Annotated in this window: 8 protein-coding genes and 1 tRNA gene; 3 read left to right on the forward strand and 6 right to left on the reverse strand. The window is 67.7% G+C overall.

The genetic code is table 11. From position 1 onward, the window contains the following. Positions 1–42 precede the first annotated feature (42 nt). A complete protein-coding gene (locus F4Y45_07935; protein MXY24437.1) occupies positions 43–1,230 on the forward strand; it encodes a hypothetical protein in 1,188 nt (395 codons plus the stop codon). Here F4Y45_07935 and F4Y45_07940 read toward each other — a convergent pair. From F4Y45_07940 to F4Y45_07965, 6 genes are all read right to left on the reverse strand, one after another. Beyond that, on the reverse strand, positions 1,227–3,359 hold the full coding sequence (locus tag F4Y45_07940) for a TonB-dependent receptor (GenBank protein MXY24438.1): 2,133 nt from the start codon (positions 3,357–3,359) through the stop codon (positions 1,227–1,229). The two genes, F4Y45_07935 and F4Y45_07940, sit on opposite strands and share 4 nt — an antisense overlap. Before the next feature lie 10 nt (positions 3,360–3,369). Continuing rightward, positions 3,370–5,925 (reverse strand): PQQ-binding-like beta-propeller repeat protein, encoded by a 2,556-nt coding sequence (locus F4Y45_07945; GenBank protein ID MXY24439.1) that lies wholly within the window; start codon positions 5,923–5,925, stop codon positions 3,370–3,372. A gap of 116 nt (positions 5,926–6,041) precedes the next feature. Continuing rightward, the gene (locus F4Y45_07950; protein MXY24440.1) at positions 6,042–7,019 is read right to left on the reverse strand and encodes a hypothetical protein; all 978 of its coding nucleotides are present in this window, start codon (positions 7,017–7,019) and stop codon (positions 6,042–6,044) included. Positions 7,020–7,098: 79 nt separating this feature from the next. Then, the gene (locus F4Y45_07955) at positions 7,099–8,148 is read right to left on the reverse strand and encodes a PadR family transcriptional regulator (GenBank protein ID MXY24441.1); all 1,050 of its coding nucleotides are present in this window, start codon (positions 8,146–8,148) and stop codon (positions 7,099–7,101) included. A 37-nt stretch (positions 8,149–8,185) separates the two neighbouring features. Continuing rightward, positions 8,186–8,261, reverse strand: a tRNA-Thr gene (locus F4Y45_07960). 106 nt (positions 8,262–8,367) lie between these two features. After that, positions 8,368–9,561 (reverse strand): alpha/beta hydrolase, encoded by a 1,194-nt coding sequence (locus F4Y45_07965; protein MXY24442.1) that lies wholly within the window; start codon positions 9,559–9,561, stop codon positions 8,368–8,370. A 164-nt stretch (positions 9,562–9,725) separates the two neighbouring features. On the opposite strand from F4Y45_07965, the gene F4Y45_07970 reads away from it, so the two are divergent. Next, positions 9,726–10,496 (forward strand): haloacid dehalogenase type II, encoded by a 771-nt coding sequence (locus tag F4Y45_07970; GenBank protein MXY24443.1) that lies wholly within the window; start codon positions 9,726–9,728, stop codon positions 10,494–10,496. Positions 10,497–10,547: 51 nt separating this feature from the next. After that, complete coding sequence (locus tag F4Y45_07975; protein MXY24444.1) at positions 10,548–11,273, forward strand: nitroreductase family protein; 726 nt, start codon at positions 10,548–10,550, stop codon at positions 11,271–11,273. Positions 11,274–11,370 lie beyond the last annotated feature (97 nt).

Below are 11,370 nucleotides of genomic sequence, written 5' to 3' on the forward strand. Positions count from 1 at the left end.
CGACGGAATCGCGCCTCGGCGCCGCGAGAGTAAGATGGCGCCATGATGTGGAGGTCTACATCGGCGCGAATCGCATTCGGTGTGTTGACGATCGTGGCCGGTGGCGCGTTGCCGCTGGCCCTGCCGGCGGAGCAGGGAGGAGGGACTCCCACCTACCGGGTCGATCCCTTCTGGCCCAGGCCGCTGCCCATCATCACCGGTGACGACGGGCTGGAGCGGCAGTGGGTGACCGGCATGGTCGGGGCGAGTTGCATCGACTCGCGGGACCGTATCTTTACCGTCAACCGGGGCTTCCTGCCGAACGGCCTGTTGGACCAGGAGGGCGACCAGTCGATTCCGTCGCCGCCGGTAGTCGTCTATGACCGCGAAGGCAACGTGGTGGACAGTTGGGGCGATCCGGCGCTCACCGAAGATGGGGCGGCCGCGGTCCTGCCGCACGGCATCCACGGCTGCTTCGTCGACCACATGGACAACGTCTGGCTGGCTGGCAACTCCGATGGCGTCGTTCAGAAATGGACGAACGATGGCTCGGAGATGCTTCTGCAGATCGGTACGAAGGGGCTATGTGACGGCCCGCCGACGTTGAGTCCGAACGCGCCGTATCCCACATGCGGCGAGCCGGGCAACAACACCAGCCGGACGTTGCTGAACGCGCCGGCCGACGTCGCGGTCGATCCGGAACCCGATCCGGTGACCGGCGAGCGCGGGTCGGTCTACGTGGCGGACGGCTACGGTAACCACCGGATCGTGGTCTTCGACGCTGGGGGCAACTACCTGCGGCAGTGGGGCTCGGCGGGGAGCGGCGACGGGCAGTTCGTCGAGCGCGGCGGCGGGCATCCGCATTGCGTCGTGCTCGGCAACGACGGGTTGGTCTACGCCTGCGACCGCGGCCAGAACCGGATCCAGGTGTTCGACCGCGAAGGTGACCTCGTGCGGGTCATTCCCATCGACCCGCCGGCGTATGCCGAAGCGACGCTGCGGGCCACGGACATCGAGCTCTCGCGTGATCCCGAACAACGGCACCTGTTCGTGGTCGATCTGGGCAGCAACCGCGTCTGGATCCTGGAGCGTGGGAGTGGAGACATCGTCGGCGGTTTCGGTCGCTCCGGCCACATGGCCGGCGAGTTCACCTTCGTGCACACCATCGTGGCCGACTCGCAGGGCGACCTCTATCTGGCCGAGACCCTGGGCGGCCGCCGCAATCAGAAGTTTACGCGGGTCAACGACTAGAACTGCACGCGGACGCCGCCGTTGATGACGCGTCCATCCAGGGGCGCCCAGGCGTCGACCGTCCAGCGCCCGTCGACGGCCCGGTCGGGGCGCAGGATCGGGTCCCAGCGCTGCTGCCGCACGTCGGTGAGGTTCTCCAGATTGACGAATAGCCGGAGCGGGCCGACGCGCCGCTCTACCAGCACCCCCGCCACGGTGTAGGGCTCGCTGACGTCGCGATAGGGGTTGGCGTCGAGCCGTTGTCGTCCCGTGCGGTACAGCTCGAAGCCGATGCGGCCGTCCTCGTTTTCGGCCATCGCCACGAACCCGAGGCTGTGCCTTGGCGTCTGGGCCACGTCGGCAATAACGCCGCTCGAGCGCTCACGTGACCGAACATAGGTATAGGTCGTGGTGAGAGCGAACGGGGGTTGCCGGAACGTCCCAAGCAGTTCCATGCCCCAGTTTGTGGTCGGTTGGTCCAGATTGCGCAGCGTGTAGGTCGAGCGATCTACATGCACGGGGTCTATGATGCGCGACCCGAAGAACGTGGCGGTGTATGCCGCCGGACCCTGGCTGCGGGTAAGGTCGATAGAGACGCTTCGACCCCGCTCCGCCTGTAGTGGGCCGTCCACGGTGAGCCGGGTCAGGCCGGCCGCTTCGATCTCTTCCGTGAGCGGCGTCGGCCCGAAGAACCCGGTTCCGGCCGACAGACGGGTCGACCAGTCGCCGGATCGCAGGAGCGCGGATACGCGGGGGCTGAAGAACCAGCCGTACTCGCTGTGGCGATCCAGCCGGCCGCTCATCGACAGCGCCAGCCACGACCGCACGTCGACGTCGTCCTGCACGAAGAACCCGGGGGTCGTAAAGGCATACTCGAACCGTGGGACGTCGGCGGGATCGTAGGCGTCGCGCTCGACCGCAGCGCCGGCGACCCACGTGTGGCGTCCCGACGCCCTGCGCACCGCGAGTTCGGCGAAACCCGTTACGCGGCGGTCGCGCTCGAGGGTCTCGCCAAAGGTGTGGTCGTGCCACAGTTGCGCGAAGGCGGCGCGCGCCGTCACGACTGACGGACCGGCCAGCGTCTGCCACAGGACGCCGACATCGTGGCGGCTGGTATCGAGAGCCTCTCGATAAGATGTCCCCGTTGCGGGGAGCGTACGGTTGACTACTGTGCCGCCGGTGCGGGACTCACGAGCCCCACCGGCCGTGAGGAAAAACGATCGGCCCTGCCCATCGTCCCAGAAGAACCGCGGGCGCACGACGCCGCGATCGTAGTGAGCCATGTCCGCCCATCCGTCGCCGTCGACATCGGTGAGATCCTGTCGGTGCACGCTGCCGAGCAGGGTCATCCCCCAGGTCTCGGATAACGGCGTGGACAGCCAGAGGACGCCGTCAGTCGCGCCTCGCGTTGACCGGTTGAAGAGAACCTCCCGCTCCGATTCGTCACTGGGCCGCCGCGACAGGAGATTGACAACCCCGCCCATGGCGCCGGTTCCATGGAACGCGGAAGCAACCCCCTTGATGACCTCCACCTGTCCCAGATCCATCGGCGGGATCTGGAGCAGCCCCATGCCGCCCGGCTGGCTGCCGTAGAGCGGCAACCCGTCGGAGAGGAAGCGGGTGTAGCGTCCCCGCATCCCCTGGATGCGCACGCTCGCGGCGCCGAGCGACGGGGACGTGGTCTGCACCCGCATGCCGCCCATCTCGTTGAGCATCATGACGATGTCCCCGGGCGTCATGAGCATTTTCTCTTCGATCTCCTCCCGGTCGAGGGCCTCAACCCGCATCGGTTGGTCCTCGATACGACGCCCCGTCCGGGTGCTGGCGACGACCGTGACTTCCTCCTCGATCGTGAGCTCCGGCTCGAGCTCTATACGGACGACGCGCTCGATGTTCTCCACTGACGTGACGGGCACGGTGACCGGCACGAATCCCTCATGCACGACAGTGACCTGCACGAGCCCCGCCGCTGCCGGCACCACCGCAATCCCGCCCTCATCCGTGACCTGGGTGACGCTCGCCACGACCACGGTCGCACCGGCGACCGGTTCCCCGCCAGCCCGCACCTCGACCCGGACCCGGCCCGGCTCCTGCCCGGCGGCGCCCATCGACAGCCCCGCCAGCAGCGCGACGAGGCCGATGCGATTCATTGAGCTCCGGTCAATCCTCGTAGACGGGGCCGTTCACCGTGCGGTGGGAGAGGTACTTCCATGCGCCGTCCCGTTGGGCGTAGACGCGCACGTACCAGAAGCTGAAGCTGCGCTGGTCCGCGGCGGGCCCGCCGGTACGGGCTCGCACCCGTCCCATGGTGATGGCGACGTCGCCGTGGATCTCGACCTGCTGCGAATCGACCTCCCGCACGGCATAGCGGCCGTCCAGCGACGCCAGCCACTCGTCGCGCCGGTCGACTCCCAGAATCTCGCCGCCGCTGGTCCAGCCGTCTCCGTGCGTGTAGGTGAAATCGTCGGCGCAGACGCCGTCGAGGAAGTCGACGTCGGCGCGCAGGACCGCCGCCTCGATCCGCCGTTCGAGCTCCAGCACATCCGCCGCAGCGTCCGGCTCCCGGTTGGGAAGGGCGAACACGTAGAGGGCGTTGCCACTGCCCGGGTGCCGGACCTCCGGTGCCAGGGTCCGGGGCATCAGCCGGGGGCTGCCACCGCCCAGGCCGGTCGGTACCGCAATGTACTGCCGACCGCCGGCGCGGAAGCTGATCGGAAAGCCCTGCACTGACGTGCCGAGCCGAGACCGCCAGAGCTCCTTACCCGTCTCCACGTCGAACGCGCGGAACCGCCGGTCGAGGTCGCCGACGAAGGCCAGTCCGCCGGCTGTCGTCAAGACGCCGGTGAGGAACGTCGGACGCTGCTCGATGCTCCAGGCCTCCTCCAGCGTCTCGGCGTCGTAAGCCGCCAGCTTTCCCAACCGGCCGTCGGTGCCGGGCATTTCGTGGAACGGCCGAGAGCTCATGCCGACGCCGCCTGAGCCCAGTTCGAACGCCACCTCGCGGGCGGCAAGCTCCATGCACGACTGGGCGAGAGGCAGGACCAGAAGCCCCGAACCCGGGTGGTAGCTCATCGGATGCCAGTTCTTGCCGCCCGCCGTGCTCGGGCACGCCGGGACGAGCTGCTCGAACTGCGCGTCGGCAATGTCCTGGCGGTAGGTGACGGCGCCGGTCTCGGGATCGATCCGGTCGAAGACGTTCTGGTAGACCGTCTCCTTGTGGCCGAGGAACTCGCCCGTCTCCCGGTCCAGTTTCCAGAGGATGCCGTGCTTGCCGGCGCTGAACACCGTCTTGCGGCCACCCACGTCGACCAGCACGCGCTCGTACACTTCGTCCAGATCGAGCGTCTCGCCCGGAACGTGCTGGAAATACCACTCCAGATTCCCGTCGCCCGGCCGGAGCGCGACGGTCGAGTTGGTGTAGAGGGCCGGATCGTCGACCGTCATCCCGCGGCTGAGCGCCACCCATGGCTTGGCCTGCGCAACCCCGTAGTAGACCAGGTCGAGATCCGGATCGTAGCTGCCGGTGATCCACGTATCGCCACCGCCGCGCAGGTAGTCCGGAACCTCCGCCCAGGTGTTGCCGCCCGGCTCGTCGGAGCGGGCGACGGTGTTGAAACGCCAGAGCTGCTCGCCAGTATCCGCCCGGTATCCGCTGATGAAACAGCTCTCCAGGGTGTAGCGATCGCATCCGCTCAGCCCCTGCACCAACGTTCCATCGACGACCACCGGCCCGCTGGTGTTGCGGAAGCCTTCGGCATGGTCGGCGATGACGGTGTTCCATACCTGCTCCCCGGTGCGGGCGTCGAGCGCGATCAGGCGGGCGTCCGGGGTGGCCAGGAAGAGCTTGTCCTCGTAGATGGTGAGGTTACGGCTCATGCCTGAGTAGCCGGTCGTCGCCACCTCCACGCGGTGCTCCCAGATGAGGTCGCCGGTGGCGGCGTCGAGCGCCTGCACCACCGGACCGATCCCCGCGAGGTACATGACGCCGTCGTGGACGATCGGCGAGGGGGCGTTCCAGCCGCCCTCGTTCATCGCCCAGACCCAGGCCAGCTCCAGATCGGCGACGTTGTCGCGGCTGATATCCACCAGCGGGCTGTGACTCCAGGCCTGGTAGTTGCGCCGGATCATCAGCCAGTCGCCGTCGTCGGGATTGCGCAGCATCTCGTCGGTGACCGGCCGGTAGCCGTCGACCGTGCCTGCCACCGTGACGCCGCCGGTCTCCGGAGCGGCGGAGGGGGCTGCCGCTGTGGGCGCCGCCGCTGCAGGCGCGGCCGGGGACGCTCCCCCGGCGACCGTGCCGATGGGCAGGCTTCCGTCCGCCGTCAACGGCGTGTTGCCCGCCGGGGCGCCGTTCGCCTGCAGCAGGTAGGCCACGATGTCGAGGTACGACTCGTCGCTGAGCCCGCCCGGATTCTCGGGCGGCATCGAGTCCTTGATGCGGGTGAAGAGATCAGCTGCGCTCAGGTCGCCCCAGAACTGAAGGAAGCTGTCGCCGGCGAGTTGTGGCGCCTCGAAACTGCCCTGCAGATTGGATTGATGACAGGCGGCGCACACCCGCTCGTAGATCGCTTGGCCCGATTCCGCTTGGCCTGCCGTATAGACGCCCGACTGGGTCGTGCCCAGTCCGTCCAGGGCAGGCGCCAGGAGCGCGGTTGCCACGAATACCGCCGCCGACCCCGACAACCGCCGAGTCTGCCCGTTGCGCGACCAGTGCATAGTCACCTCACCTGAGTGCGCGCGACGCACTACGGGGTCATTATCTCGCAGGAGCAGGGCCCGAGTGGCTTCGGGCCGACACGATCTCCTTCGACTGGCCAGCCGCCCCGAGTTGGCTACCGGGCGCGCGCGTCGAAGGTGGCCGGCATGAGCGAGCGGACCTGGATGCCCCAGTGGTCTCCCGCGCGAGTCACGATCCAAAGCGCAGGAACGGTCCAGTAGCGGGTGCCGTCAGGGCGCCAGCGGGTGAAGGTCAGCTCGAAGTGCACCTTGTTGCGCGTGACGATGCTCGCCTCCAGGGCGTCGATGGTGCTCATGTGCCAATCTTCGTCGGAGCGCATCCGGTCGAAGTTCGGCCGCGGGCCGTCCCCGGGCGTCTCGGCCACCGCGAAGCCGCCGCCGGCGGTCATGAACAGGTGAGGGTGGTTGAGCGTCGCGACGGTGCCGTCGACGTCCCCGGAATTGAAGGCGGTGAAGAAGTCCAGCACCGCCCGGCGGGCCGCCGCGAGGATCTCCGCCCGCTCGTCGCCGACCAGATCCTCGGGTTCGGGGGCCGGGGTTCGAAGCTGGATGGCCCAGCGATCGTCGTGCCGGGTGACGATGTAGAACACCTGCGAGGTGCGATAGGCGGTACCGTCTGGGCCATAACGGCTGAAGCCGATCGACGCATGCACCTTGTCGGTCGAGGACTTGACCACCGCGAACGAGTCGAAGTCGAACGAGCTGCGACTCCACCCCTCGCGCGCCCGCATCTCGTCGAAGCCGGCCGAGAAGTCGTCGGGCTGGGCGTCGATGATCAACGCCCCGCCGCCCGTCACCGTGGCGAACGGAAAGTGCATCGCTCGGCGCAGGTTCGCGTCGTCGGCGGTATTCCACTGCGTGATGAACGCTTCCAGCGCCTCGCGCGTGGCCGTCTCCGCGGCCGCGTCCCGCGCCTCCGCGTCCCGGGGCTGGACGAGCGCCCGGCCCGATTCCGCCTGAGCGGCCATGTAAACGCTCGATTGGGTCGTGCCCAACCCGCTGAGGTGCGGCGCCAGGATTACCGCCGCTGCTGCCGACAGCCGCCGAGCCCGTCCGTTGCGTGATCGGTTCATAGCTACCTCGTCTGAGTGCGCGTGATGCACCACGGAGCCCATTATCCCGCAGGAGCTGCGAGGGACTCACAACCGATGGCTAGAGCTGGTCGGGACGGTACGAGACGACCATCGCGGTTATGTCGTCATGCTGCGCGGCGTTGCCGGTGAACTGTTGCACTGTGGCCAGCACGTGCTGCAGGCGCTGTTCCGCGTTGCCAGTGGCCGCGGGTAGACAGGCGAGGAGGCGCTCGTCTCCGAAATCTTCCTCCGCTTCGTTCATCGCCTCCGAGACACCGTCGCTGAACAGGACGAGGTGGTCGTCCGCCCCGAGGGTCTGTGATCCCTCCATGAAAGGGGTGTCATTGAAGATACCCAGCACCATCCCGCCGACATCGAGTCGGCAGACATTGCCGTCGGCCCGCAGGAGAATGGGTGGGTTGTGACCGGCGTTGCAGTACGTCAGGCTGCCGTCCGGGCGGAGCACGCCGTAGAAGAGCGTTACGAAGCGGCCTTGGATTCCCCGGCGAACGACCGCGGCGTTCACTGCCGCCACCGTGGCCGCTGGTCCCGTGCTGGCGTGCGCCTGCGCGACCAGCGACCCCTGCATCAGTGCGCCAAGGAGAGCCGCCGGCGGCCCCTTGCCAGCGACGTCGCCTACGACGAATCCGAGCGATCCGCTCGCCAGGTCGATGTAGTCGAAGAAATCGCCTCCAATCGCGAGGCAAGGCTTCGACGCCGCCGCTGCGTCGAAGAACGCACCAGCGCGATGCGTGTTCGGCAGGAGTGCTCGCTGGATGGCCGACGCGGTTCGCATCTCATGCTCGAGCGTCGCGAGCTGGCCGACCGCCTTCGACAGCAGCGCCCAGCCTGCCTCGCTGCGGAGCCGCTCTCGTCCGGTGGCGGTAACCCGGTAGAACTTCGCATCGCGGCCCTTGTGTGCTGATTTCCAGTCTCCGGTGAGGAGCCCGTTGTTCTCCAACCGATGGAGTGTGGGATAAAGCGATGCCTGTGGAAAGCGGACGACGTCTGCCGAGAGTTGGTCCAGACGCTGCATGATGCCGAAGCCATGCATCGGTCCGGCCGCGACCGCCTGCAGCACCAGCATGTCGAGCGACGCTTGCGGGAGGCCAGGTCTGGAGGGCGCCATCTGGGGCGGATCCTACAACTGCAATAGAAGGGACAAATGGAGCCGGCGAGCGGACTCGAACCGCTGACCTGCTGATTACGAATCAGCTGCTCTACCAACTGAGCTACGCCGGCAATCTGGAGGTCAGTGACGCACCGAGTTCGTGGAACTCACGTCACGAAGCCCTTATTGTAGTCCGTCACCCTTGGCGGTGGCGACGCCCGAACCACGGGGGAATCCTCACGGCGTGGTGCTGTTGGCCTCTACCGTGAATCGGCCGTTCGCGCTTCCCCTGAACGTCCCGTGCTCGAGCCACTCGAGCGAGGCCTGGTGCATGAATCTGTACTGCGTCGTCTCCCACACCGCGAAGTGGGTGGCGCACTCCATCTCTACCAGCACCCTGTTGTCCGTGCCGGTCAAGTCGCCGTAGAGCTGCCGGTCGGCCTCCAGCAGGAAATCCTGCTCGCCGACGAGGATCAGGGTCGGCGCCTGCACCTTCGCGGCATACTCGCGGTTCCAGCCCCACGAACCGGCGGACGTGCGAACTCGCATCACACCGTGTGACGGTCCCCAGACTGAGCCGAGTTGGTCGTAGGCCATCACGGTCTGCCAGATGACGCCCTGAATCTCTGGATCGATCTGGTTGTCGCAGGTGACCGTCGAGTTCCAGCGGCCGTTCTCAAGCGTGTCCCGGGTCTGCAGGCGCATCGGCGCCGAGCCGCCCGGCACCGTCTTCGGTGGCGCCGATGGCTGATCGGGCCGGTAGCCGGGCGCAAACAACACGAGCTTGTCGACGATGTCGGGGTTGCGCGCCGCGAACCCGGCGGTGCGAGGCCCGCCGGCGGACCAGCCGATCAGGCTGACCCGGTCGACGCCCCGCAGCTCGCGGATGTAGTCGATCACGCTCGCGATTTCGTCCCAGTCCGACTGGCTCGTCGTCAGTCCGTGCCGGTAGCGCGGCTCGCAGTCGCGCTCCAGCGGGTTCGGCGTGACGAGGGCGCGGTTGTCCGCGTCCATGTTGCACGGATCGTCCATCTTCGGCCGCGGTGAGAAGCCGTATCCCGTCTGGTCCATCGCGAACGTGTCGTAGCCGGCGGCAGCGAGATGCTCCATCCACGAGTAGTCCTTGAACGGCAGGTCGTAGTCCGGCACCGACGGGATCGACCCGCCGTGGACGAACAGGACCACCTTCCCGTCCGGCCGCTCGCCGTCGGCGATCCGCGCCGCGAGTTCACGGCTCATCTTCTCGCGGAGGAACAGGCCGACCCGCTCGCCCTCGTTCGCCGGCACCGTCGACGTATGCGGCACGAAGCGATCGACGGTGACGAAGACGTCATCTGCGGCCCCAAGGCCGGTCGCCGCGATGGCGAACGCGCTGAGGACGATGGCCGTCAAGGCGCCTGCGCGCCCTCCCGGTCCGAGTAGTCGAGTCATGGCCTGCTCCTTCCTGGACGTCGGCTACGGCTAATAATGCCTGAAAAGGCGAGCCCGCGGTGGGGCCTCCACCCCGTTCCCGCGGGCGTCGTAAAACCGTTGGTGGCAGAATGGACTGGGTCTCTCAGTGACCGGCGACGGAGGGATCCGGAAGGAGTCGCGGCATGAAGACCGGCCGGCGAGCTTTCGTCAGAACCCTGGGCGCGGGTGCGGCCGGCCTGGGCGCCGCGCGAGCGTCAGGCTTCCAGCCCGCCCGCGCCGAAGGAATCGAGGCATTCGCATTCGATGCCTACGGAACGCTGTTCGACGTTTTCTCGGTAACAGAGCTGTGCGAGGAGCTGTTTCCCGGGTCTGGCGACCCGCTGGCGCAGCGCTGGCGCGCCAAGCAGTTGCAGTACAGCCTGTTGCGCAGCCTCATGGGCCGGCACCGGGACTTCTGGCTGGTCACCGAGGACGCCCTGGTGTACGCGGCCCGCAGCCTGGATCTGGATCTGACCGACCAGCGGCGCGAGCGCCTGATGGAGGCCTATCTCTCGCTGGCGGCGTTCCCCGACGTGCGGCCGGGTCTGGAGGCCTTGCGGAACCTGGGTCTGCGGCTGGCGATCCTCTCCAACGGGGAGCCCCGGATGCTGGAGGCGGCGGCGCGCAGCGCAGGCATTGACACCCTGCTCGACACCATCATCAGCGTGGAGGAGGTCCGGATCTTCAAGGTCAGTCCGCGCGTCTACATGCTGGGACCGGAGCGGCTCGGGGTCGACCGTTCAGCGCTGGGATTCGTTTCGTCGAACTCGTGGGACATCAACGGCGCCGCTTCGGCTGGGCTGCGCACGTTCTGGATTCAGCGCGCGGCGGCCGATCCCCCGGAGGAGCTCGGGTTCGAAGCGAATCATGTGGTCGTTGCCATCACCGATCTGGCGCTTCTGCTCGGAGGGTAGCAAGCTGCCTGACTGGCACGATAGACGGCGGCCTGAACCTAACGTCCTACCATGAAACCGAGACTGATCCCACTGGCTTATGAGAAGCCGTCGCCCCCCGAGGTCGCGACGCGGGCGCGCGGCTTCTTCGCGATCATGAACCGGCGCCGCACGGTGAGGGATTTCAGTCCGGAGCCGGTGCCGGCCGGCGTCGTCGAGGATCTGGTGCGCGCGGCGTCTACGGCCCCTTCGGGTGCGCATCGACAGCCCTGGACGTTCGTCGCGGTTTCTGATCCGGAGATCAAGCGCCGCATCCGGGTTGCCGCGGAGCGCGAGGAACGCGAGAACTACGGGGGACGCATGCCGGACGAGTGGTTGCGCGCCCTGAAGCCGCTCGGCACCGACGAGCACAAGCCGTTTCTGGAGATCGCCCCTTGGCTGGTGGTGCTATTCCGCCAGAACTACGGCTTGGGGCCGGCCGGCGAGCACATCCGGCACTACTATGTGGCGGAGTCGGTCGGCATTGCGGCGGGCCTGTTCCTGACCGCCGTGCACCACGTGGGGCTGGTGGCTCTGACGCACACGCCCAGCCCGATGGGATTCCTCCGGGAGGTCCTCGGGCGGCCCGCCAATGAGACGGCATGTCTGCTGATGCCGGTCGGCTATCCCGCCGCCGGCGCGCAGGTGCCCGATCTGCGCCGCAAGCGGCTTCGGGAGGTTCTGGTGCTGCGGCAAGGGAATGGTGATCTGGTCGAACCTGCCGCCCCGCCGCCCGACGATGCCGGCATTCTCGGCTGACGTGGTCGCTTCGCGTCGGCGCGCTACAATGGCCTGTTGTCCTTCCGACCAACACCGTCCGCCGGTGGTCGCCGTTCCGGGAACGGCGCGCCTTCCG

This window comes from Acidobacteriota bacterium, from assembly GCA_009838525.1.
GTDB lineage: Bacteria > Acidobacteriota > Vicinamibacteria > Vicinamibacterales > UBA8438 > VXRJ01.